This window comes from Rhizobium sp. C4 (genome assembly GCF_021026315.1).
Lineage (GTDB): Bacteria > Pseudomonadota > Alphaproteobacteria > Rhizobiales > Rhizobiaceae > Ensifer_A.
Genome location: NZ_JAJNCX010000001.1, coordinates 88,811 through 113,244 on the forward strand (window position 1 = coordinate 88,811; position 24,434 = coordinate 113,244).

20 protein-coding genes are annotated in these 24,434 nt (G+C 61.3%); 5 read left to right on the plus strand and 15 right to left on the minus strand.

Annotation, left to right across the window (positions count from 1 at the left end; translation table 11 throughout):
• Nucleotides 1-28 precede the first annotated feature (28 nt).
• Entirely contained in the window at nt 29-1,195 is a 1,167-nt protein-coding gene (locus LQK84_RS00425; RefSeq protein ID WP_230826640.1) for a D-alanyl-D-alanine carboxypeptidase family protein, read from the minus strand.
• 53 nt (nt 1,196-1,248) lie between these two features.
• Nucleotides 1,249-2,277 (minus strand): septal ring lytic transglycosylase RlpA family protein, encoded by a 1,029-nt coding sequence (locus tag LQK84_RS00430; RefSeq protein ID WP_230826641.1) that lies wholly within the window; start codon nt 2,275-2,277, stop codon nt 1,249-1,251.
• 458 nt (nt 2,278-2,735) lie between these two features.
• Here LQK84_RS00430 and LQK84_RS00435 point away from each other — a divergent pair, with 458 nt between their 5' ends.
• Nucleotides 2,736-4,676, plus strand: a complete 1,941-nt coding sequence (locus LQK84_RS00435; protein ID WP_230826642.1) for an autotransporter family protein — start codon at nt 2,736-2,738, stop codon at nt 4,674-4,676.
• 106 nt (nt 4,677-4,782) lie between these two features.
• Here LQK84_RS00435 and tgt read toward each other — a convergent pair whose 3' ends face one another.
• The 5 genes from tgt to coaD form a co-directional block, all read right to left on the minus strand.
• Nucleotides 4,783-5,913, minus strand: coding sequence for a tRNA guanosine(34) transglycosylase Tgt (tgt, locus tag LQK84_RS00440; RefSeq protein ID WP_230826643.1), 1,131 nt, complete (start codon nt 5,911-5,913; stop codon nt 4,783-4,785).
• A complete protein-coding gene (gene queA / locus LQK84_RS00445) occupies nt 5,910-6,992 on the minus strand; it encodes a tRNA preQ1(34) S-adenosylmethionine ribosyltransferase-isomerase QueA (RefSeq protein WP_230827258.1) in 1,083 nt (360 codons plus the stop codon). The genes tgt and queA overlap by 4 nt, the downstream gene beginning before the upstream one ends.
• A gap of 162 nt (nt 6,993-7,154) precedes the next feature.
• Nucleotides 7,155-7,664, minus strand: coding sequence for a peptidylprolyl isomerase (locus LQK84_RS00450; protein WP_230826644.1), 510 nt, complete (start codon nt 7,662-7,664; stop codon nt 7,155-7,157).
• Between the two features lie 43 nt (nt 7,665-7,707).
• Complete coding sequence (locus LQK84_RS00455; RefSeq protein ID WP_230826645.1) at nt 7,708-8,277, minus strand: peptidylprolyl isomerase; 570 nt, start codon at nt 8,275-8,277, stop codon at nt 7,708-7,710.
• 21 nt (nt 8,278-8,298) lie between these two features.
• Nucleotides 8,299-8,796 carry a pantetheine-phosphate adenylyltransferase gene (coaD, locus tag LQK84_RS00460; protein WP_230826646.1) on the minus strand — a complete coding sequence of 166 codons (498 nt, stop codon included), beginning with the start codon at nt 8,794-8,796 and terminating at the stop codon, nt 8,299-8,301.
• 376 nt (nt 8,797-9,172) lie between these two features.
• On the opposite strand from coaD, the gene LQK84_RS00465 reads away from it, so the two are divergent.
• Nucleotides 9,173-9,310 (plus strand): hypothetical protein, encoded by a 138-nt coding sequence (locus tag LQK84_RS00465; protein WP_230826647.1) that lies wholly within the window; start codon nt 9,173-9,175, stop codon nt 9,308-9,310.
• A gap of 209 nt (nt 9,311-9,519) precedes the next feature.
• The gene (locus tag LQK84_RS00470; protein WP_162718473.1) at nt 9,520-9,657 is read left to right on the plus strand and encodes a hypothetical protein; all 138 of its coding nucleotides are present in this window, start codon (nt 9,520-9,522) and stop codon (nt 9,655-9,657) included.
• Between the two features lie 138 nt (nt 9,658-9,795).
• Here LQK84_RS00470 and mfd read toward each other — a convergent pair whose 3' ends face one another.
• Both mfd and LQK84_RS00480 read right to left on the minus strand, forming a co-directional pair.
• A complete protein-coding gene (mfd, locus tag LQK84_RS00475) occupies nt 9,796-13,299 on the minus strand; it encodes a transcription-repair coupling factor (protein ID WP_230826648.1) in 3,504 nt (1,167 codons plus the stop codon).
• Between the two features lie 22 nt (nt 13,300-13,321).
• Entirely contained in the window at nt 13,322-13,627 is a 306-nt protein-coding gene (locus LQK84_RS00480; protein WP_230826649.1) for an FAD assembly factor SdhE, read from the minus strand.
• A 92-nt stretch (nt 13,628-13,719) separates the two neighbouring features.
• On the opposite strand from LQK84_RS00480, the gene recG reads away from it, so the two are divergent.
• A complete protein-coding gene (gene recG / locus LQK84_RS00485; protein WP_230826650.1) occupies nt 13,720-15,825 on the plus strand; it encodes an ATP-dependent DNA helicase RecG in 2,106 nt (701 codons plus the stop codon).
• 234 nt (nt 15,826-16,059) lie between these two features.
• Here recG and LQK84_RS00490 read toward each other — a convergent pair whose 3' ends face one another.
• The 5 genes from LQK84_RS00490 to pcsA form a co-directional block, all read right to left on the minus strand.
• Nucleotides 16,060-16,725, minus strand: a complete 666-nt coding sequence (locus LQK84_RS00490) for a DUF502 domain-containing protein (protein WP_230826651.1) — start codon at nt 16,723-16,725, stop codon at nt 16,060-16,062.
• Nucleotides 16,726-16,898: 173 nt separating this feature from the next.
• Nucleotides 16,899-18,725, minus strand: coding sequence for a glutamine--fructose-6-phosphate transaminase (isomerizing) (glmS, locus tag LQK84_RS00495; protein WP_230826652.1), 1,827 nt, complete (start codon nt 18,723-18,725; stop codon nt 16,899-16,901).
• A gap of 105 nt (nt 18,726-18,830) precedes the next feature.
• Entirely contained in the window at nt 18,831-20,195 is a 1,365-nt protein-coding gene (gene glmU / locus LQK84_RS00500) for a bifunctional UDP-N-acetylglucosamine diphosphorylase/glucosamine-1-phosphate N-acetyltransferase GlmU (protein ID WP_230827259.1), read from the minus strand.
• Between the two features lie 84 nt (nt 20,196-20,279).
• Complete coding sequence (locus LQK84_RS00505; RefSeq protein WP_230826653.1) at nt 20,280-21,356, minus strand: BMP family ABC transporter substrate-binding protein; 1,077 nt, start codon at nt 21,354-21,356, stop codon at nt 20,280-20,282.
• Nucleotides 21,357-21,373: 17 nt separating this feature from the next.
• Nucleotides 21,374-22,105 carry a phosphatidylcholine synthase gene (gene pcsA, locus LQK84_RS00510; RefSeq protein WP_230826654.1) on the minus strand — a complete coding sequence of 244 codons (732 nt, stop codon included), beginning with the start codon at nt 22,103-22,105 and terminating at the stop codon, nt 21,374-21,376.
• Between the two features lie 168 nt (nt 22,106-22,273).
• Here pcsA and LQK84_RS00515 point away from each other — a divergent pair, with 168 nt between their 5' ends.
• Nucleotides 22,274-23,485, plus strand: coding sequence for a UbiH/UbiF family hydroxylase (locus tag LQK84_RS00515; protein WP_230826655.1), 1,212 nt, complete (start codon nt 22,274-22,276; stop codon nt 23,483-23,485).
• Here the strand turns inward: LQK84_RS00515 and LQK84_RS00520 are convergent.
• Entirely contained in the window at nt 23,453-24,415 is a 963-nt protein-coding gene (locus LQK84_RS00520; protein ID WP_230826656.1) for an AEC family transporter, read from the minus strand. The genes LQK84_RS00515 and LQK84_RS00520 overlap by 33 nt on opposite strands.
• Between the last annotated feature and the right edge of the window lie 19 nt (nt 24,416-24,434).

Below are 24,434 nucleotides of genomic sequence, written 5' to 3' on the forward strand. Positions count from 1 at the left end.
GATCGGACGTATCGCCCGCTATCAATCCTTAGAGCCAGAAGAACAGCAGCTCCCACACCGCGTCAAGAGCGCGGCTTGTCAGCGAACCGCCGCCTACATCGTTCTGCGCGTAAACGGGCACTTCCTGCAGCACTTCCTCGCCGTTGTACAGCCTTAGCGCGCCGACCTTCGCGCCTTTTTCCACCGGAGCCTTGAAAGGCCAGTCATAGGCGATGCGTGCGGTCACCCGATCGGGCAGTCTCTTGTCCTGAAAGATGGAAACCGGGGTCTTCGCGGCGACCTTAACGCGCGAATCAGTCCCCCCGTAGACGGGCACATCGCCGATGACTTCGCCGGCGGCAAAGATCTGCCGCTTCTCGAAGGCACTCAGGCCCCATTCCAGGATGTTGCGCGCCTCGTCTTCGCGCTCCTTCGGGCTGCCAAGGCCACTCATGGCAAGATAAAGCCGCACGCCGTTGCGCTCGACGGTGGCGACAATCCCGTATCCTGCGTCCTCGGAATAGCCCGTCGCAAAGCCGTCGCTGCCCTCGACGCTCGCAAAAAGCGGATAGCGATTGCGTTGCCTGATCTTGTTCCATTCGAAATCGCGAATGGCGAAATACGGGAAATATTCAGGATAGGTGTCATGCAGGTCGCGCGACAGCATGACCAGCTCGCGCATCGTCATCCGGTTGCCGTCATCCGGCAGGCCCGACGAGTTGGCGAAGGTCGATTTCTTGAGGCCGATTTCCTTCGCGCGTGCATTGAGCTTTTCGGTGAAGGCGGCATCGCTGCCGGAGATACCTTCCGCAAGAATGATGCAGGCATCATTCGCCTGCTGGACGATGGCGCCTTTCAAAAGGTCCTCGACACGGATGCGCGACTTGAGCGCGGCAAACATCGTCGACGTGCGCGACAAGGCACCGCCCGTGCGCCACGCATGTTCCGACACCGGAAATTCCGTATCGATCTTCAGCGCGCCGGTTTTCAGGAGGTGAAAGACATACTCGGCCGTCATCAGCTTCATCAGCGATGCGGACTGAACCAGTTCGTCGGCTTTCTTGTTGAGAAGGATCGTGCCGGTTTCGGCCTCGATCATGAAGACCTGCTTGGCCTTGGTGGCAATCGGTTCGCCGGCGATGCCCTGCGCGAAAGCCGACAGCCAAAGCCCAACGATTGCCGTCAGGATAAAAGCAGCCCTTCCCCAGGTTTTCATGGTCTCAGCCCTGTCTCATTCACGCACGAGGGCAGACCATAAAGAATGCTGCCTCAGCCGCCGTTATCGCTCACATAGGATGCGCGAATCTTGTCCGCGTTCAACTCGTATGTTTCTGCGACCAATGCCCGGAAAGGCGCGTTTGCGCCAGAGCGATCTTCAGTTTCGGCATATCCCGATGCAAGGCTGCGCTCGTGACTGGAAGCCAGCTGCATGGAACCGGGACGGATCCGCGGCACCGGGCCGACTTCGGGAAGGATCACGAAGGCAGGCGACTGAACCTGGAACGGGATCGGTTCGTTGACAGGCTCACTCAGCGCAAGTGTCGGCGCACGCTTCGGCGTCGGCGCGACCATCGGCGCAGCCGCGGCCACAGGCGCCGGCATGCGAACCGGCAATGCGCTTGCCGGCAGACGCGTGTCATTGGAGGCGACCATCACGCCGGGTGCAATCTGGCTCGGAATGCGGCTGCCCTTCGGCACATAGGATGCCATCAGGAAGGCCTGGTCCTGTCCATCCATGCGGGCGCGACCAACATACTGGACCCGGACCTTGGCGGTGCCGTGGCCCTTCATGTCGAGCATCTCGGCGGTCTTGCTCGACAGGTCGATGATGCGGCCGCGCTCATAGGGACCGCGATCGTTGACGCGAACGATGATGGAAGCGCCGTTGGTCGTATTGGTGACGCGGGCATAGCTCGGCAGAGGGAATGTCGGATGCGCCGCCGTCAGCGCGCTGGTATCGTAGATTTCGCCATTTGCCGTGTAGCGACCATGGAAGGCTGAACCGTACCACGAGGCAAAGCCGACGCGGTCATAGCTGCGATCTTCCTTGGGATAGTAGACCTGGCCCTTCACGACATAGGGCTTGCCGACCATGTCGCGGCCGCCGCCCTTGGGAACGGGACCGTGGAAGACGACACGCGGGCTGGCCTTCACGCCATATTTCGACTCTGCGAAGTATTCCTTGCTGCGCTTGGAAGAGGTCTTCGTGGCGGTGGTCGTGCCGCAGGCGGCAAGAGAACCCAAAGCCAAAGAAAGCGTAAGCAGACGCAGTCCCGTTTTGACGCGGCGATCCACCATACTGAATTGTCCCCTTGCAACGCTACACAGTACAAAAACGTTCGCGGGTTGGACGATGACGCTAACTTCCCCGCGCCGCCGCTTATGCCGCTTTTTAATCTAACTGTTCCTTAATCATGACAGGAAAAGGGCGGAATACCCAGGCAAAGCGGCAACAGCAGAGCGATCTTTTACATTATGGTTACCAGTTGGTTAAACTGGGAACCGCCGACGGGCAAGCAGCGCATCCTCGCCGGGGAAAATATAATGTATTCAATATACAATACGGATTGGATAAGCCTGGAAAAAGGTTGAAGCCTTAACCTAGGGCTGTAGCTTAGCGAACGCGGCGGAATATGCGGGGGTGTTTCCGGCTCGTTCTCGATGCCTCATCCATTTCGGATGCCGCATCGGCGTTTCCATTTCGATCAAATCGGCCGGAGGACTCCAGACGCCTTCGGCAGAGGGCGGGACTTTGAATGAACAGACATTTTCTTTTGCAATCCGTGGCGCTGGGTGTGCTGGTTGCCGTCGGACACAATGATGCGGCGCTTGCCGCCTGCTTTACAAGCGGCACCTGCACAAACAACGGGACTCTGAGCGGCGCGGGTGCGCATACGATCAACTCCAGCGCTGCGCTGGATCTGACCAACAACGGTTCGATCATCGGTGCCGCGGGCTGGAGTGCCATTGCGGCCTCCGGCGGGCTGAACGTGGCGAACTTCAATACGATCACCGGCGGCAACACCGGGATTTTCATTACGGGTTCCAGCGCTACCATCACGAACAAGAGTAGCGGAAGCATTTCCGGCTCCGCCTTTTTCGGCATTCACGCCACAAATACTGCTTCGTCTGTGACGATTGTCAACGACGGCACCATTTCCGGAAAATCCGGCATCCTCAGCCAGGTCACGAGCTCGGCAACGGTGACCAACCGTGGAACGATCAGCAGCACGGCCGCGTGGAGCGCCGGGCAGACCTATGCCGGTTACGGCATCAATTTCGAGAGCGGCCATGCCACGCTCAACAACTACGGCACCATCTCGGGCCTGACCTCCGCCGTCATCATCGGAGCGGGCGGGAACACGTTCAATATCTATGACGGATCGGTTTTCACCAACGGCATCGATTACAACAACAAGACCGGCAACACGACCAACTTCTACACCGGCAGCTATACGCTCGGCGTGAAGAACTACCAGGTGAATACAAACACGATCAATTTGCGCGGTACCGCCCAGACGCTGATAACCTCGGGTCTCGTCAATGGTAACGGCGACATCGTCGTCGTGGACAATAGCGCGCCCCTGTCGGCGAACAGCGCCGGACCGATCGTTGCCAGCTATACGTCTTCAGTGATCAGCGACCTGCTGAGCAACGACGTCATCGTTCAAGACATCGGGATCGGCGACGTATTCCCGCGCGATTCTGTCAACGAACAGTCGCAATCCTCTGCCAAGGCCGGATTTTATCCGGACCGCATGAAGCTGAGGACCAACAAGGCGCAGGCGGCATTTGCCAATGTGCTGACGAGCTCGGCTGCCGCCAATGCGACCGGTGCGCTGCTGATTGGCTCCGGCCAGACGGTTGATCGATACGGCAATCTGGTCTGGTCCCGAAGCTTTGGCGGCGCCTATTTCCAGGATCCCTTCGGCAGCATGAGCGGGCAGCGAACCTATTCGGGCGGCACGATGGTCGGCTACGACTGGAACGACACGACCTGGCGGGTCGGAGGCTTCTTCGGGGCTGGGCGCATGCGCACCAACCGGTCGCTTTCGGCCGATCACGTCACGACAGACACCGTCTTCGGCGGGCTCTATGGTCGTTACCGCTTCGACAAGTTCAATCTGGACGCAACGCTGTCCGGCGGATCGATCAACGCGACGACACAGCGTTACATCAACAACGGCGCGGAAGTGGCGACCGGCAAGGTGAATGGCTACTTCCTGTCACCGGAAGTGGCTCTCGGCTACAACATGAACTTTGCCGATGGCTGGGTCTTCACACCCACGGGACGCCTTCGTTATGTCGGCGCCTTCAGCGATCCCTATACCGAGACGGGTTCGAGCCAGAATGTCAGCAATGGCAGAAGCGTTTCGCAATCCTTTGAGGAGCACCTCGAATTGCGCCTGACCCACAGTGTGAAGGACGATCGCGGCCTGACATCAAGCTATTACGTTCAGGCGGCGGCGATCGCAGCCCAGCGCGTCGGCCCGGACGGATTTGCGGCCAATCTGGCCGGAACGAGCTTTACGGTCGGCAGCGGTGCGGCTCGTGCAAAGGCTGGCGGATCCCTCAGCGTTGGATTGAACTACAAGGTCACGCAGCAGTTCGACCTATTCGGCAGCGTTGAGGCAGCGGCCTTCAGCGACAAGTCCTATTCGCTGGTGGCTCGCGGCGGGATCAAGGTCTCGTTCTGACCGCTCTCGCGCATCCGCAATCGCCAGAGACCAAATGCAGCCTGAGCAACAGAAAAATACGCCTTTCAAGGGCGTTTTTTTGCGATTGGCCAAATGATGGGTCGTCTCACACAGGCTCGATATCGCCCCTCGCCCAGTTCTCCATCGTTTCCGCATAGAAATCCGCAAAGCGGTTTTCGGCAATGGCGGCGCGGATGCCCTGCATCAGTTCCTGATAATAGGCGAGATTGTGCCAGGAAAGCAGCATGCCGCCCAGCGCCTCGTTGGCGCGGACGAGATGATGAAGATAGGCGCGGGAATAGTCGCGCGAGGCCGGGCAGGACGAGGCCTCGTCCAGCGGGCGGAGATCCTCGGCGTGGCGGGCGTTGCGGATGTTGACCTTGCCGCGGCGCGTGAAGGCAAGGCCGTGGCGACCGGAGCGGGTCGGCATGACGCAGTCGAACATGTCGACGCCGACGGCGACGGATTTCAGGATGTCTTCTGGCGTGCCAACGCCCATGAGGTAACGCGGCTTCTCGCTCGGCAGGACCGGCAGAGTGGTCTCAAGCATTTCCAGCATGACCGCCTGCGGCTCGCCGACGGCCAGACCGCCGATGGCATAGCCCTTGAGGTCGAGCGCCTTCAGCGCTTCGGCCGAGCGGACGCGCAGATCCGGCTGATCGCCGCCCTGCACGATGCCGAACATGGCCTTGCCGGGCTGATCACCAAAGGCGACCTTGCAGCGCTCCGCCCAGCGCACCGACATTTCCATGGCGCGTTCGATTTCCTTGCGCTCGGCCGGCAGCGCCACGCATTCATCGAGCTGCATCTGGATATCGCTGTCGAGCAGGCCCTGGATTTCAACGGAGCGTTCCGGCGACATGTGGTGCAGCGAGCCATCGACATGGCTCTTGAAGGTCACGCCCTGCTCGTCGAGCTTGCGAAGGCCGGAGAGCGACATGACCTGAAAGCCGCCGCTGTCGGTCAGGATCGGCTTTTCCCAGCGGATGAGATTGTGCAGACCGCCAAGGCGGGCGACCCGCTCCGCGCCGGGGCGCAGCATCAGGTGATAGGTATTGCCGAGAATGATATCGGCGCCCAGATCACGCACCTGGTCGAGATACATGGCCTTGACCGTGCCGACCGTACCGACCGGCATGAAGGCCGGCGTGCGGATTTCGCCGCGCGGCATGGAGATCTGGCCAAGGCGCGCCTTGCCGTCGGTGTTCTTCAGCTGGAATTGGAAAGCTTGGCTCATCGGTCATTCCTGAAAAGCAGGCTCGAATCCCCGTAGGAATAGAAGCGGAAGCCGTTTTCGATCGCGTGTTCGTAAGCCGCATGCATGGTCTCGAAGCCGGCAAAGGCGGAGACGAGCATGAAGAGCGTCGATTTCGGCAGGTGGAAATTGGTCATCAGCACATCGACGGCGCGGAAGCGATAGCCGGGCGTGATGAAAATGTCGGTGGCACCGGACCAGGGTTCGATCACGCCATCCTCGCGGGCGGCACTTTCGAGAAGGCGCAGCGAGGTCGTACCAACGGAGACGATCCGCCCGCCCCGCGCCCGGACGGCGTTGAGTGCGGCAGCCGTCTCGGTGCTCACATAGCCGCGCTCATGATGCATCTTGTGGTCGGCCGTATCGTCTGCCTTGACCGGCAGGAAGGTGCCGGCCCCCACATGCAGCGTCACGAAATGCCGCTCGATGCCGCGCTTGTCCAGCGCCTCGAAAAGGCGCGGTGTGAAATGCAGGCCGGCCGTTGGAGCCGCCACCGCGCCGTTCTCACGGGCATAGATCGTCTGGTAGTCGGCCTTGTCCTTCTCGTCCTCGGCACGCTTCGCCGCAATATAGGGCGGCAGCGGGATATGGCCGGCGGAAAAGATCGCCTCGTCCAGAGCCGGGCCGGAGAGATCGAAGAAAAGCGTCACTTCCGCCTCGTCGCGCGCCTCGACCGTGGCGTCGAGCGTGCCCAGCATGCAGGTTTCGCCGTTGTGGCCGAACTGGATGCGGTCGCCGGGTTTCAGCCGCTTGGCGGGACGGGCGAAGGCCTTCCAGCGCGCCGCATCGACGCGCATATGCAGCGTGACCGAGATGCTCGCGCCCTCACCGCCTTCGCGCGTCCGGAAGCCTTCGAGTTGCGCCGGGATGACCTTGGTGTCGTTGAACACCAGCGCATCGCCCGGCTGCAGGAATGTCGGAAGGTCGAGCACGCCGTGATCCGAAAGAACCGGATCGGAATGGGCATTGACAACCAGCATGCGGGCGCTGTCGCGCGGGCTTGCCGGCCGCAGCGCGATATTTTCCTCAGGCAGGTCGAAGTCGAACAGGTCTACACGCATGATCTTGTCGGTACTCTGGGGCATTTTGCAGACGCCCTTGTCTTTGTTCTAACGCAGCTCCGGGCGTGAAACCGGTTCCCACTTTCGGCTCGGAACTGCTCTAAACATGAAAACGCCCCGGCAGCAAAGGCCGGGGCGCCAATTTGATGTCGCGCGAGGCGATCAGAGGTCGGCAGCGACCTTGAACGAGGTGATGGTATCGGGATTGCGAACGGGCTCGCCGCGTTCGATCTTGTCGATATTGTCCATGCCTTCGATGACCTGGCCCCAGACGGAATACTGGCGGTTCAGCCAGGGCGCGTCGGTGAAGCAGATGAAGAACTGCGAGTTGGCGGAGTTCGGGTTCTGCGAACGGGCCATGGAGCAGGTGCCGCGGATATGGCTCATGTTGGAGAATTCGGCCTTCAGGTCCGGCTTTTCAGAGCCGCCCATGCCGGCGCGTGCCGGGTTAAAGTCCTTGCCGCCGGTCTTGCCGAACTTCACGTCGCCCGTCTGGGCCATGAAGTCTTCGATGACGCGGTGGAAGACGACGCCATCGTAGGCGCCTTCGCGGGCCAGTTCCTTGATGCGCGCGACATGGCCGGGGGCCAGATCCGGCAGAAGCTGGATGACGACCTTACCCTTGGTCGTTTCCATGACGATTGTGTTTTCCGGATCCTTGATCTCGGCCATTGGGTCTCTCCTTCAGTCTAACGGTTTGGATCAGTCGCAGCCCTCAAGGCTTGCCGACCGATACCTTGATCATCTTGTCGGGGTTCGAAACTTCGCCATTGCTGCCTTCGCCGCGCTTGATCTTGTCGACGAATTCCATGCCCGAAACGACCTTGCCGACGACCGTGTACTGGCCGTTGAGGAAGGAGCCGGGGGCGAACATGATGAAGAACTGCGAATTGGCGGAATCCGGATCCTGTGCGCGGGCCATGCCGACCGTGCCGCGCTCGAAGGGAACCTTGGAGAATTCAGCCTTCAGGTTCGGCAGGCTGGAACCGCCCATGCCGGCCATCTTCGGCTGGAAGCTCTTGGCCGAGTTGCCGTACTGCACATCGCCGGTCTGTGCCATGAAGCCTTCGATGACGCGGTGGAACACGACGCCATCATACTCGCCCTTCTTGGCCAGCTCTTCCAGGCGCTTGACGCTATTGGGTGCTACGTCGTTGGCGAGCTTGATGACGACCGGGCCGTCCTTCAACTGAATGGTCAGGAATTCGTCGGCGGCGCGCGCAACGGAAGCCGAGAAGGCGGCAATCGAAACAAGGCCGGCAGCGAGGATGTGAGACAGTTTCATGGAAGCTCCGTAAAATGAAGATCAGGTGCGCGCCGTCTTGGCGGTGAGCGCTTTGAGGACGGCGGCAGGAACGAAGGCGCTGACATCGCCGCCCATGAGGGCGATCTGCCTGACCAATGTGGCGGTAATGGGCCGCGAGGTGGCGCCCGCGGGCACGAAGACCGTCTGGATATCGGGTGCCATCTGGCTGTTCATGCCGGCCATCTGCATTTCGTAGTCGAGGTCGGTCCCGTCACGCAGCCCGCGGATCAGGACAGAAGCACCCGCCTGACGGGCAGCGTCGACGGCAAGATTGGCAAAGGAAACGACCGTGATCCGGCCCTCGGCATCGGGCAGCACCGAGACGACGGAACTGCGGATCAGTTCCGACCGTTCCTCGAAGGTGAAGAGCGGCGCCTTGCCGGGATGGATACCGATCCCGACAATGACCCGTTCGCACAGGTTCAGGGATTGCAGAAGCACATCGAGATGACCGTTGGTCATCGGATCGAATGAACCTGGATAGAAAGCGACGGTCATTGTGGTCCCAAGAATGTTCGCCGCCTTTTGTCACGGATGCTCTTCGGCTGCAAGCAAAATGGCCCAAGACAGCGCATCCGTGAAGCTGAACGCCCTGTGAATGCGCCATTCAAGAACGCTTCAGGGCGCTTCTCATAATCTGTCAACCATGCCGGACGATGAAAGGCGGATGGAACCAAATTGAAGTTCCGGCGTTGAGGATTTGGAAATGCTTGCCGTGTTGATGATAGGCGCAGCACTTGCCGCTCTTGGACTTGAACTACTTCTCGAAAGCCATTTCGGGACAGAATTGAAAGAGCGACTTGTCACCGTTGTAACTGCGTCAACCCGGCGAACCGTACGATAAACCGGATACGGAACCTGAAGGAGAACTGAAATGCTCATCATGTCTGCCCTCGCCGGATTGATCGCCGCCATGTTCACGGCCTCCGTGGCCGCAAGTATTGTTGCAATGCGTCACGAAGATGTGAATTCTGACGATGCGCAAAACGGGTATAATCGACCCGTGTTCTGATTTAAGAAGGCCTCCAGCCTTAAAGATGAAGCCGGATGGGTTCCCTGCCCTATCCGGCTTTTCTTTTGTCAATTTTCCAAAAGCGTTCCTGAACAATTCTGAACGCCAGATGAACGGGCCGTTCAAGCTGGTTTCAGTTGCAGTGCAATAAAACCGTCACCAATGGCGCTGGAACCTCCCATTCGGCGCACAAGACATGAGGTGACGAAATGTTTGCAGTTCACATGATCCTTTCCGTTATCGTTCCCGTAGGACTGATCGCGACGATCGCCATCATCGGCGAACAGCGCAATGTCCGCCGCATCAGCGCGCGCAACATGAAGTTCGCTGCCGGCGCTGCGAAGTAAGACTTTTGTTGACGCAATTCCGGACGCGAAACCGGTTTCCACTTTCGCTGGAATTGCTTGAAAGCTGAATGACCCCAGTCTTCAAACCGGATGGTTTCCCTGACCATCCGGTTTTTTCTGCATTCTGACGAAGCGCGTTCAGCTCTTCGCAAAACCTGCAAGCTGGGTCATGATCTGGGCGGCGGCGACAAGCCGGCGCTCCGGCTGCGGCAGGTCGCGCATCAGGAAGACGCTCTGGTCCTGACGGATCTTCGCCATCGAGCCCTGCTTGGCGATATAGCCAACGAGAGCTGCCGGGTTCGGGAATTCCTTGTTGCGGAACTGGATGACGACGCCCTTCGGCCCCGCATCGAGCTTCTCGACATTGGCGATCCGGCAAAGCCCCTTGATATAGACGACCTTCAGCAGATGCTGGACTTCCATCGGCAGCGGGCCGAAGCGGTCGATCAGCTCCGCACCGAAGGCGTCGATCTCGGAGGGATCGGCGAGCTCGCCGAGGCGGCGGTAAAGGCCGAGGCGCAGATGCAGGTCCGGAACATATTCGTCCGGGATCATCACCGAGGCGCCGACCGAAATCTGCGGCGACCAGCCGGTATCGACAATCTCGTCAATGCCCTTCACTTCGGCGACCGCCTCTTCCAGCATCTGCTGGTAAAGCTCGAAGCCGACTTCCTTGATATGGCCCGACTGTTCTTCGCCCAGCAGATTGCCGGCGCCGCGAATGTCGAGGTCGTGGCTTGCCAGCTGGAAACCGGCACCCAGCGTGTCGAGCGATTGCAGCACCTTGAGGCGGCGTTCGGCCGTCTGCGTCAGCACCTTGTTGACAGGCAGCGTGAAGAGCGCGAAGGCGCGCACCTTGGAGCGGCCGACGCGACCGCGCAGCTGGTAAAGCTGGGCAAGGCCGAACATGTCGGCGCGATGCACGATCATCGTGTTGGCGGTCGGCACATCGAGGCCGGACTCAACGATGGTCGTCGACAGCAGTACATCATATTGACCGTCATAGAAGGCGTTCATCACGTCTTCCAGCTCGCCCGCCGCCATCTGGCCATGGGCAACGGCCACTTTCAGTTCCGGCACATTCTCGCGCAGGAAGTCCTGGATTTCCGAAAGGTCCGACAGACGCGGGCAGACATAGAAGCTCTGGCCGCCGCGATAATGCTCGCGCATCAGCGTCTCGCGAATGACGAGCCCGTCAAACGGCGAGATGAAGGTGCGCACGGCCATGCGGTCAACCGGCGGCGTGGTGATGAGCGACAGTTCGCGCACGCCGGTCATGGCCAGCTGCATGGTGCGCGGGATCGGCGTGGCGGAAAGTGTCAGCACGTGAATGTCCGACTTCAGATCCTTCAGCCGTTCCTTGTGCTTCACGCCGAAATGCTGCTCTTCGTCGATGATCAGCAGGCCGAGATTGGCGAACTTGATCCCACTTCCGAGCAAGGCATGCGTGCCGACGACGATATCGGTCTTGCCGCTCGCCAGTTCTTCCTTCGTCAGCGCCAGTTCCTTTGACGTCACCAGACGCGAGGCCTGGTTGATGCGGATCGGCAAGCCACGGAAGCGCTCGACGAATGTCTTGTAGTGCTGGCGGGCAAGCAGCGTCGTCGGGACGACGACGGCAACCTGGACACCGTTCATGGCGGCAATGAAGGCGGCGCGCAGCGCCACTTCCGTCTTGCCGAAGCCGACGTCGCCGCAGACCAGACGGTCCATCGGCTTGCCGGCGCCCAGATCCTCGCGCACAGCATCGATCGCCGACATCTGGTCGTCCGTTTCGTCATAGGGGAAACGGGCGGCAAATTCGTCGTAAACGCCATCGGGCGCCGCCAGCACCGTCGCATGCCGCGTCAGCCGCTCGGCGGCAATGCGGATGAGATGGCCGGCCATGTCGAGCAGGCGCTTCTTGAGCTTGGCCTTGCGGGCCTGCCAGGCGACGCCGCCGAGCTTGTCGAGCGGGACTTCTGTGCCCTCGCCGCCAAAGCGCGACAGAAGGTCGATATTTTCGACCGGCAGGAAGAGCTTCGCGCCTTCGGCATATTGCAGCTCAAGGCAGGCATGCGGCGCGCCGGCAGCCTCGATGGTGCGCAGGCCGACAAAGCGGCCGATACCGTGTTCGGCGTGAACGACGATCGCGCCCTCATCGAGGCCCGCCACTTCCGAAATATAGTCCGCTCCGCGCTTGCGGCGCTTGGCCCGGCGCACCATGCGGTCGCCGAGAATATCCTGCTCGCCGACAATGACGACATCGCCCGCTTCGAAACCGCTTTCCAGCGACAGAACGGCAGCAGCAGCCTCACCCTTGTCGAGCGATTTCAGTTCAGAGAAGGCCTTGATCGGCTTGATGCGTTGCAGGCCATGTTCGGCAAGAACCTGAAGCAGGCGATCAAGCGAGCCTTCCGACCAGCCGGCAATGACGACCTTGCGGCCCGCAGCCCGCTTGTCGGCGATATGCTTGACGGCAAGCTCGAAGACATTGATGCGCTCGCCTGTCTCTTCAGACCCTTGCGCCTTGGCCCAGCGCGGACCCGGCCGGGCATCCGGCGTCATGACGCGACGGCCGGCCAGTTCGTCTTCGGCAAAGGGCGTGATGCGGATGGCACCGCGCGCGGCGAGCATCTGCGACAGGCGTTCGGCGTTGAGATAGAGCCGGTCCGGCGGCACGGGCTTGTAGGGCGCCGATTGCGCCGTCTGGCCCCTGCCCGGTTCGCCGGCATTCTTACGTGCTTCGTAATAGTCCTCGATGAGGTTGGCGCGCTCGCGCGCCGCCTCTTCCAGCCTATGGTCGGTGACGATGCGGAAGCTCTCGATCTGGTCGAGGACGGTATCCAGCTCGTCGTAATAGAGCGGCAGCCAATGTTCCATGCCGGCAAAGCGCCGACCTTCGGAGACGGCCTGATAGAGCGCGTCGTCGCGTGTGGCCGCGCCGAACATGGAGAGATAATTCTTGCGGAAGCGGCTGATCGTTTCCGGTGTGAGCGACACTTCGCTCATCGGGTTGAGATCCAGAGAACGCGCCTGACCCGTCGTGCGCTGGCTCGCCGGATCGAAATGGCGGATCGTTTCCAGCGTATCACCGAAGAAGTCGAGCCGAACCGGCTCCGCCTCACCCGGCACATAGACATCAAGAATACCACCGCGCACCGCGAACTCGCCAACCTCGCGCACCGTCGGCACACGCTCGAAGCCGTTCCGCTCCAGCCGCGCCGCAATCTCCTCCATGCGGATGACCTGACCGGGTCGCGCTGAAAAGGCCAGCGCCTCGATCACATCGCGCGGCGGAACTTTCTGCAAGACGGCATTGGCGGTGGCGAGCAGGATCGCGGCATGGGGCTGCTTGGCATGGCGGGCGAGCGCGGCTAGCGTCGAAAGCCGCTCGGCGGCAACGTCCGTCCCGGGCGACACGCGGTCATAAGGAAGGCAGTCCCAGCCCGGCAATGTCAGCACCGGAATGTCGGGCGCGAAGAAGGCGAGCAATTGCGTAAGATCGGCCAGCCGCTGACCATCCGAAACGAGATAGGCAATGGCCGCACCCGAACGCGCCATGTCGGCGAGGATCATCGCCTCCATGCCGGGCGGCACGGCGGCAATGGCGCCCGGGCCTTCTGCGGCCAGAAGCTTCTTCACGTCCAGCGGAGATGTCATCAGGCTTGCTCGTTCCGTGTGATCAGGATTGCGGCTTCAGGATCGGGTCGAAGTCGGGCCGGTAGGAGGCGATGCGTGCGAAGAGCGGCGTCTGGTAAACCTCAGGCACCGGCTTCTCGCCGGTGATGTACTTCACGAGGTCCGCATCCTCTTCGGCCATAATGCGTTCCAGCTCGTCGAGGTCTTCTTCCGAGAGCGTCGCGATCTCGTCATCGGCGAACTGGCCGAGGATCAGGTCCATCTCGCGAATGCCGCGATGCCAGGCGCGAAAGAGAATGCGCTTGCGGCGCGGCGAGATGTCGGCGCTCGAACGTGTCGTTCCGGTCATGCTTCGTTCCTCAGTGTTGCGGTCTCTATAGTCCTTGGAAATCGCCTTGTCAGCCTTGCATTTACGCGAATTTGAAGGTCATGGTTCGGGCCATGAGACCCGCGATCCTCGATCCTCTGTTTGCGCCCCTGTCCACGCTGCCCGGTATCGGTCCGCGCACGGGCGATCTTTATGCCAAGCTTCTGGATCGGGAAAACATAGACGATTGCAGGATCTTGGATCTTGTTCTTCATGTTCCGTCTTCACTGATGGACCGTCGAAACCAGCCTGGCATCGCGCTGGCCCCGGAAGGTGCTATCGTCACGATCAAGGGTTTCGTGGACCGCCACCAGCCGCCGCCGCGCGGAAGCGCCTCCGCACCCTATCGTGTTTTCATCCATGACGAGACCGGCGAACTGGCGCTCACCTATTTCCGCGTCAAGGGCAACTGGCTGGAAAAGGCGCTGCCCGTCGGCGAGGATGTGATCGTTTCCGGCAAGGTCAACTGGTTCAACGGCCGACCTTCCATGGTCCATCCGGACTACGCCGCGACGGTCGACGAACTGGACAAGCTGCCGCTGGTCGAACCCGTCTATCCGATGACGGCCGGGCTTTCGTCCAAGGCGTTGCGCAAAGCCGTTGAAGCGGCCGTCGAGCGCCTGCCCGATCTGCCGGAATGGCTGGACGCCGCACTCACGGCCAAGCACAGCTTCCCCTCGGTCAAGCAGAGCTTCGAGCGGCTGCACCATCCCCGCGATGCCGCTGATCTCGACCTGCAGGCGCCCGCCCGGCGCAGGCTTGCCTATGACGAATTCCTAGCCGGGCAAATCTCGCTGGCGCTCGTCCGCCAGCGGCTTCGCAAGGCAACGGGCATTCCGGTTCATGCAACGGGTGAACTGTCCTCCCGCATCCGTCAGGCCATGCCGTTCTCGCTCACCGGCAGCCAGGAAGCCGCAGTTCAAGCAGTGCTGGAGGACATGGCCGGCGACCTGAGAATGCTACGGCTCCTGCAAGGCGATGTTGGCTCCGGCAAGACGGCCGTGGCGCTGATGGCGATGGCCGCTGCCGTCGAGGCCGGTGGTCAGGCTGTGCTGATGGCACCGACCGAAATTCTGGCGCGGCAACATCTGGAGACGATCTTAAAATATACATCGAATACAGATATTTCAGTCATTCTCCTGACAGGAAAGATGAAGGCTGCGGAGCGACGTGAGGCGCTGGAGCGGATCGAGAGTGGCGAGGCCGATATCGTCATCGGCACGCATGCGCTGTTTCAGGATAATGTCAATTATTCCAATCTCTTGCTGGCGGTCGTCGACGAGCAGCATCGCTTTGGCGTGCATCAGCGCCTGCGCCTGACAGCCAAGGGGCTTTCGCCGCATATGCTGGTGATGACCGCGACCCCGATCCCGCGCACGCTCGTGCTCGCAGCCTTCGGCGACATGGATGTCTCCAAGCTCACCGAGAAGCCGGCAGGCCGCAAGCCGATCCAGACGGCCGTCATCCCCATGGAGCGCCTCAGTGATATCGTCGAGCGCCTGCGTGCGGCGACCGCCGAGGGCAAGAAGGCCTATTGGATCTGCCCGCTGGTGGAAGAGTCCGATGTCTCCGATCTCATGTCGGCGGAGGAGCGCCATGCGGTGCTGACCAAGGCGCTGGGGCAGCGCATCGGTCTCGTGCATGGCCGCATGACGGCGGCGGAGAAGGATGAGGCCATGGGTCTCTTCAAGAGCGGCGAGACCCGCCTGCTTGTCGCCACCACCGTCATCGAGGTGGGCGTCGACGTGCCGGACGCGACCATCATCGTCATCGAACATGCTGAGCGCTTCGGCCTCGCCCAGCTGCACCAGCTGCGCGGCCGCGTCGGGCGCGGCGACGAGGCCTCGACCTGCCTTCTGCTCTACAAGGGGCCGCTGAGTGAAAACGGCCGCGCGCGGCTCAACATCATGCGCGAGACCGAGGACGGCTTCCTGATTGCCGAGGAAGACCTGAAGCTGCGCGGCGAAGGCGAGCTTCTGGGGACCCGCCAGTCCGGCACGCCGGGCTTTCATCTGGCAAGCCTCGAGGCCCATGGCGACCTTCTGGAAATGGCGCGCAAGGATGCGGCCTATATCCTGACCAAAGACCCCAATCTCGAAGGTGAGCGTGGCGACCGCATTCGCGAGCTTCTCTATTTCCACCGCCGCGACGAGGCGATCCGCTTCCTAAGGGCCGGCTAGCCGGCCTCACACCTCAGCCCTCGATGCGTCGGCGAAGGTTCAGGTCCTGATCGACCTGTGCATCAGCCCGAACATATCGGCCCACTGGGCCCGTTACAGGCACGTGCAGAAAGCCGCGCCAATCATTGAGGGAATCATGGAATGAGAATGGCGTTTCTCATTGAATGTCTCATGCTTGAGACATGTCAATTTCACACGTAATTCTCGCGTGCCAGGGCTTGGAGCCGACGAAAGCTACTTCTTGTCGAGCGCATCGTTGGCATAGTCCGGCGTCACCAGTCCACCCGAAATCAGGAACTTGGTGGCATCCTCCACGCTCATGTCGAGAAGCCTGATCTTGGACCTTGGCACGAAGAGCAGGAAGCCTGCTGTCGGCACCGGCGTCGGCGGAATGAAGACGGTGACGATCTCCTCTCCCGCATCGGAAAGCCGAAGGGCGATCTCACCCTTCACGTCGGAAGACAGAAACCCGAGCGTCCACATGCCGGGCGACGGAAACTCGACCAGCCCGACCTTGCGGAAAGAGGTCGACTGTTCGTTGAGAACCGTCTCGAAAATCTGCTTCAGGCTCTTGTAGAGCGTACGCACCAGCGGCATGCGGTGCAGGATGGACTCGCCGAAACGGACGATGGATCGGCCGATGAGGTTCTTGGCCAGGAAGCCGACAAGCGTGATGAAGAGAACCGCCACCAGCAGGCCGAAGCCCGGAATGGCGAAAGGCAGGAACTGCTCGGGATTGTAGCGCGCCGGAATATACGGATTTACCCAGCTGTCGGCCCATTGCACGAAGGACCACGTGAGCCAGATCGTGATGGCAAGCGGTGCGCAGATGATCAGTCCGGTCAGGAAGTTGTTTCTGATGCGGGTCGCGACGAATTCGCGTTTGGGAGCTTCGGACATTGCGCGTCGGGAGCCTTTCAGAATGCGGGAGCGGCGCGACAAATCATGCCGCGTTGCACAAACAATGCCCCACCTCAGGACACCGTGGCAAGCGCGCGGCTGACGATTTTCAAGCCTTGCTCAAAAAAGCAACTTGGACGGATAGGGACGCGCCGCCGGCCCGTCCGAGACGGTCACTCGACCGTCACGGATTTCGCCAGATTGCGCGGCTGGTCCACATCCGTGCCCATGATGACGGCGGTGTGGTAGGCGATCAGCTGGACCGGCAGTGAATAGATCATCGGGGAGATGATCTCGTCGACTTCCGGAAGGACGATCGTTGCCATCGTATCGAGCGTCGAGGCAGCTGCCCCCTTGGCATCCGTGATGAAGACGATGCGGCCGCCGCGGGCTGCGACTTCCTGCATGTTGGACACGGTCTTCTCGAAGAAGCGGTCATGCGGCGCAATGACGATGACCGGCATTTCCTCGTCGATCAATGCGATCGGGCCATGCTTCAGCTCGCCAGCAGCATAGCCCTCTGCGTGGATATAGGAGATTTCCTTGAGCTTGAGCGCGCCTTCCATGGCCAGCGGATAGCTGGTGCCGCGGCCGAGATAGAGCACGTCCTTGCACTTTGAAAGCTCGCGGGCCAGCGTCTCGATCTGCGGCTGGATGGAGTTGAGCACGGCGCTCATGACACGCGGCATTTCTATGAGGTGCTTGACTGCAGCCACCTCTTCCGCCTCGGTCATCGTGCCGCGCTGGCGTGCCGCGCCGATGGCGAGCGCTGCAAGTGCGGTCAGCTGGCAGGTGAAGGCCTTGGTCGAGGCAACGCCGATTTCCGGGCCGGCCATGATCGGGAAGACGGCGTCGGATTCGCGCGCGATCGTCGATTCCTTCACGTTGACCACGGCGCCAATCTTCAGGCCTTCCTGCTTGCAGTAGCGCAGCGAGGCCAGCGTATCGGCGGTCTCGCCAGACTGGGAGATGAAGAGGGCTGCGCCATGCTTCGACAGCGGCATTTCGCGATAGCGGAATTCGGAGGCCACATCGATTTCGACGGGCAGGCGCGCCAGGCGCTCGAACCAGTATTTGGAGACGAGACCGGCCAGATAGGCGGTGCCGCAGGCCGAAATCGCCAATCGGTCAATGGAGGAGAAATCGATCGAGCCGGGCAAATCGCGCACTTTCGTGCTGCCGAAATCGACATAGTGGCCGAGCGCGTGGGAAATGACTTCCGGCTGTTCGTAGATTTCCTTTTCCATGAAGTGGCGGTGATTGCCCTTGTCGACGACATAGGCCGTGGCCGCCGAAATCTGCTTCGGGCGCTCGACCGGGTTGCCGTCGAAATCCATGATCTCGACACCGCCCGTGGTGAGGATCGCCCAATCGCCGTCATGCAGATAGGAGATCTCGTTGGTAAAGGGCGAGAGCGCGATCGCGTCAGAGCCCATATACATCTCGCCCTTGCCATAACCGACGGCGAGCGGCGGACCGGAGCGGGCGGCCATGATGGTGTCCGGCTCGTCGGCAAAGATCAGCGCCAGCGCATAGGCACCCGTCAGGCGCTTCAGCACCGACTGTACGGCGTCGCGCTTCGACTTGCCGGCCTTGATTTCGCGCGCCACAAGTTGGGCGACGACCTCGGTGTCGGTCTGCGAGGAGAAGACCGCGCCACCGGCGATCAGCTCTTCCTTCAGTTCGGCAAAGTTCTCGATGATGCCGTTATGGACGATGGCGACATTGCCGACGAAATGCGGATGCGCATTGCTTTCGGTCGGAGCGCCATGGGTCGCCCAACGGGTGTGGGCGATGCCGATCTTGCCGGCGAGCGGGTTCTGGTCGAGCACCTTTTCCAGATTGAAAAGCTTGCCCTCGGCGCGCCGGCGGTCAAGCTTGCCGTTGTCGATCGTCGCGACACCTGCCGAATCGTAACCCCGGTATTCGAGGCGCTTCAGAGCGTCCACAAGACGACCGGCAACAGGTTCACGACCAACGATTCCAACAATTCCGCACATGCGGGGCAAACTCCAGCAAATAATATTGAAGCGATTTCCTAGCGGATTTCGCCGATTGTGCAATCGGCCCGCAGGTCACATTCGGAAACTCTTGTTAATATGAAATCAGCTCTTGCCCGCTTTCAGTGCGGCGCGAATTGCCTGGATCCGCTCACGGATCAGTTTCGCCCTGCCCGGCTTCGTTTCCTGTCGGGCACGCGCCAGCGCCAGCGCATCATCCGGCACGTCGGATGTGATCACGCTGCCGGAGGCGACATAGGCGCCGTTGCCGATCTTCACCGGCGCAACGAGTGCGGAGTTCGAGCCAATGAAGGCATTTTCGCCGATCTCGGTCAGGTGCTTGTTCACGCCGTCATAGTTGCAGGTGATCGTACCCGCGCCGATATTGGCGCCCGCGCCGATCGTCGCATCGCCGATATAGGTCAGATGGTTGACCTTGGCGCCCTTGCCGATCTCGCCCTTCTTGACCTCGCAGAAATTGCCGACCTTCGAATCAGGCCCGAGATTGGCGCCGGGACGCAGGCGCGCGAACGGGCCGACGGTCGCGCCGCTCGACACATAGGCACCTTCAAGATGGCTGAAACTGTGTACGACCGCACCGCCTTCGACCGTGACGCCGGGACCGAAGACAACGTTCGGCTCGATCAGCGCGTCCTGGCCGATCACGGTATCATGCGACAGGAACACCGTTTCCGGTGCGATCATGGTGACACCCGAAAGCATGATCTCCAGGCGCCGACGCTTCTGCCACAGCGCCTCGAGTTCGGCGAGCTCGGCCCGCGTGTTGCAGCCGGCCAGTTCTTCTTCCGGCGCCACGATCGCCTTTGCCCTGCCGCCATTGGCGCGGGCAACCTCGACCAGGTCTGTCAGATAGTATTCGCCCTTGACGTTGTCATTGCCGATCTTGCCGAGCAGTTCCAGCGCGCGACGGCCGTTGATGGCCATCATGCCACCGTTGCAGAGCGTGACCTTGCGCTCCTCTTCGCTGGCGTCCTTGTGCTCGCGGATCGCCAGCAACTCGCCGTCCTTCGTCAACAGACGGCCATAACCGGTCGGATCGGCAGCCTCGAAGCCGATGACGACGACATCATAGCCATCGGCAAGCCCGGCACGGGCACGGCTGAGCGTCTCCGGTTCGACAAGCGGCGTATCGCCAAACACGACGACCAGATCGTCATATCCGCGTTCGATGGCAGCCCTTGCGGCCAGAACCGCATGGCCGGTGCCAAGACGTTCGGTCTGGACGTGGCCTTCCACGGCAATCCCGGCCTGCCGAGCGGCCGTCTCCACCTTGTCCGCGTCACGCCCGACCACCAGCGCCACATCGTCAATGCCTGCCGCTTTCAGCTTGGCAGCGACGTGTCCGATCATCGGCAGCCCGCCGATCGGATGCAGGACCTTGCTGAGCGAGGATTTCATGCGGGTGCTTTCGCCAGCGGCGAGAACAACGGCGAGGCAGGTGCGGGTCATGGGTGTCATGGGCTCCGGTAGATCTTTATCCGGCCCCTCTAGCAGACTCGGCACCGATTGCAAAATCGGTCGAAAGAGGCAAGCTCACTGGCCGGTCTTCGGAATGTCGCCGACAACGCCGAGAACGAAGAAATCCATGGACAGAAGCACGCTGTCTGCGGCCGTTTCGCTCTTCTTCAGCCAGGTCTTGCTGGCCTGGGTGCGGACCGGGCCATGGAATGGTTTCAGGGCACCGCTTGCGATCTTCTGCTCGCTCGATTGCGCGAACTTGACGATATCGGCGGGCATATTGCGATAGGGCGCCATGGTGATGATGCCGGACGAAAGCCCGTCCCAGTTGACCTCACCGCCCCAGCTTCCGTCGAGATATGCCTTGACGCGCGCAGTATAGTAGGCGCCCCAATTGTAGACGATGGCCGTTAGCTGGGCGAGCTGGCCGATGCGGCCGAGATCGGCGCCATAGCCGAAGGCGCGGAGATTGCCGGTTTCGGCGACCTGCATCGGCGCGGTTGAATCCGTCTGCTGGGTGATGATGTCGATGCCGTCGGACGCGGCAGCGCGCGCCGCCTTCGCCTCCTTGTCCGGATCAAACCACGCCCCGGTCCAGTAGACCTTCGTCTTGAAACGCGGATCGACCGACTGAGCGCCCAGTTCGAACGCGTTGATGCCCTGCATGACTTCGGGGATCGGGAATGGGGCGATATAGGCCGCCTGCCCCGCCTTCGACATCTTCGCCGCAATGCGTCCCGTCAGATAGCGTCCTTCGTAGAAGCGCGCGTTGTAGACCGCGACGTTGCGGGTCGTCTTGAAGCCCGCCAGATGCTCAAACTTCACGGCGGGATATTTGGCGGCCGTGGCCAGAACCGCATCCATGTAGCCGAATGCGGTGGCAAAGATCATGTTGCAGCCGGAGGCGGCGAGCTTGTCGAAAACCGGCATTGCAGCCGCGCTTTCAGGGACACTCTCGGCAAAGCTGGTCTGAACCCGGTCACCGAACTGTTTCTCGACCTCGAGCCGTCCGCGCTCCTGCGCCTCCGACCAACCGCCATCGGTCTTCAGTCCCGGATAGACGAAACAGATCTTCGGCTTGTCTGCAGCCTGCGCAAAGGATGCCGTCAGGACAAGGGCGGTCAGAGCGCCGGCTTGCTTCAACACGCTCATCGACACGCCTCCTTGTCTCAGCCGTCGTTGCGCCCGAGCGACGGGAATGCCTGCAGCACGGCGCCGATGACATAGAGATACAGGCCGCTGATCACGACGCCCCAGACCAGCCATTGCGGTGAATCGAAATGCAGGAGCAGCGCGGCAATGCTGAGCGCCGACCAGATCGCGAAAACCGTGAGGTTGAGGGGCCGCAGCCGCTTCACGCGAACGGGATGCAGGAAGTTGATCGGCAGGAAGGTCAGGAAGACCGAGACGACCACGACGGCAAAGGCGGTCACTTCACTGGCCTTGATGACGAAGAGCGTGAAGACCACCATGTTCCAGACGACCGGAAAACCGGAGAAGAAATTCTCGTCCGTCTTCATGCCCATGTCGGCATAGTAGATCGCGCTCGACACCACGATCAGACCGGCGGCGACGAAGGACCAGGGCTCGCCAATCATGTGGCTTTGATAGAGCGCGAAGGCCGGCAAGAGTACGTAGGTGACATAGTCAATCACGTTGTCCAGCGTGTCGCCCGACCAGTTCGGCAGAACTTCCTTGACCCGCACCTTGCGCGCAATCGGCCCGTCGATGCCGTCAACGGCGAGAGCAAGGCCCAGCCACCAGAACATGTCGACGAAGCGGGATTCGGCCGCGGCAACGACGCCCAGGAATGCAAGAAACGATCCGGACGCAGTCAGAATATGGACGGAGAACGCGCGGATCTCCGCATAAGGAACACGCCGGTAATTGAAGATCTTCATTGATTCGCCGTTTCACCCTCGAACAACGCCTGCATTGTCCCAATTCATGGGGCCGTTACAAGATGTCGCAGAAAATAAGTTTCATCGTTTCGCAAAAGGCATGGAAGCAACGGGGCAGCACCTCTATATGTTTCGCGACACGATATGACACCTCAAAGGTTTGTAATCATGGAACGCTTTGACATCGCCGTTGCCGGCAACGGCCTTGCCGGACGCATTGCGGCAATCGCGCTTTCAAGACTTGGCTATTCCGTGGCCCTGATCGGGCCGGCTCCGGAGAACCAGGATGGGCGCACGACGGCGCTGATGGACCAGTCCATCGCGTTCCTCGAAGGCCTCGGCGTCTGGGGCGCGCTCTCCGGACGCTCTGCGGCGCTGAAAACCATGCAGATCATTGACGGGACCGGCCGGCTCTTCCGCGCCCCGACAGTGCCCTTCCGGGCCTCCGAAATCGGTCTGGGCGCCTTCGGCTACAATTTCCCCAATTCGGCAGCCCTTGAGGTGCTTGGCGAGATCATCGGCCGCGATGACAACATTCATCCGATCGAGGGACGGATTTCGGGCGCGGAATTCCGGGATGACGCCATCGTCATGACGCTGGACGACGGTCGCGTGGTGGAAGCCGGGTTTGTCGCGGCGGCCGATGGCCGCAAGTCGGTTTTGCGCGAGGCGGCAGGGATTGCCGTGCGCCGCTGGTCCTATCCGCAGACGGCCGTTGTCCTGAACTTTGCCCACACCATCCCGCATGGCAATGTGTCGACCGAGTTCCACACGCCGACCGGCCCATTCACGCAGGTGCCGTTGCCGGGCGCGCGTTCGAGCCTTGTCTGGGTGCAGGCGTCAGCCGAGGCAGAAGCCTTTCTGGCGCTCTCCAACGAGGACATCTCGCTCCGCATCGAAACCCGCATGCAGTCCATGCTCGGCAAGGTGACGGTCGATGGCAAGCCGCAGGGCTGGCCGCTCTCGGGCATGACGGCGAGCCGTTTCGGCAAGGGCCGGCTGGCGCTGATCGGCGAGGCATCACACGCCTTTCCGCCCATCGGCGCGCAGGGCCTCAATCTGAGCCTGCGCGACATCATCGCGCTTTGCGATCTTCTCGGCATGAAGCGCGACCATGAAGGCCCGAGCGCCGTCGGCGACGCGTTCGATCGCAGCCGCAGACCGGACGTGCTGAGCCGCACGGCGAGCGTCGATCTTCTCAACCGGTCGCTTCTTTCGAATTTCCTGCCGGTGCAGCTTGTCCGCGCCGCGGGTCTTCACCTCCTGGAACTGCTGCCGCCCCTGCGCAATCTTGTCATGCAGGAAGGCGTTGCGCCCGGGCGCGGATTGCGCGGGCTGTCGTCGGGCCTAAGGGAAAAGATCGCCCGGAAGCATGCCTGACCGCATCAGGTAGAGCAGGCCGGACACCGTCAGCACCGAGAAGAGCGTGGTGATCAGCACCGTTGCCGACGCCCTCTCCTGCCAGACATCGTATTGCTGGCCGATGACGAAGACATTGGTCGCTGTCGGCAAGGCGGCCAGGAGAACGGCGGTCTGTATCCAGACATGGGCGAAGTTCCCGGCGGCGCTCAGGCTCAGATACATGAGCGTGGGCAGAAGGACGAGTTTGGCCGGAACGATATAGACGATCTCCGCCGGGATGCGTTTCAGCGGGCGCAGCGCCAGCGTGACGCCCATGGCAAAGAGCGCGCAAGGGGCCGCCGCCTGCGCCAGATAGTCGATGAGCCTCTGCAGCGGGATCGGCGGCTGGACATGTACGGCGGCTGCGACGAAGCCGATCGCCGTCGCGATGATGAAGGGATGAAGCACGATCCGTAGCACGATGTCGCGCACCACCATCATGGCCGGGCGCCTCTCCTTGCCGCCCAGCGAGATCAATGCTGGCGCAACGATGAAATGCAGCATGTTCTCGAAGCAGAAGATCAGCGCCACCGGCACCGCCGCGCGCTCGCCAAAGGCAAGCAGGGCAAGCCCCGGCCCCATATAGCCGATATTGCCATAGGCCGCCGCCAGCCCCTGCACCGTCGCCTCGGGGATCGTCGCCTCGCGGCCGAGCCAGCCGATGACGAAGATCACGCCGAAGACCATGTAGGTCGTACCGATATCGGTGACAATAAAGTCGAATCGCGTCAGCTGCTCGATCGGCGTCCTTGAAATGAGCTTGAAGAACAGCGAAGGCAGCGCGACGTAGATGATGAAGATGTTCAGCCATCCAAGCGCGTCTGCAGGCATCTTCTTCCAGCGTGCGACGAGATATCCGATCAGGATCAGCCCGAAGAACGGCAGTACAAGCCCGGTAACATCCGCCATATCGTTGCCTCGACCGATT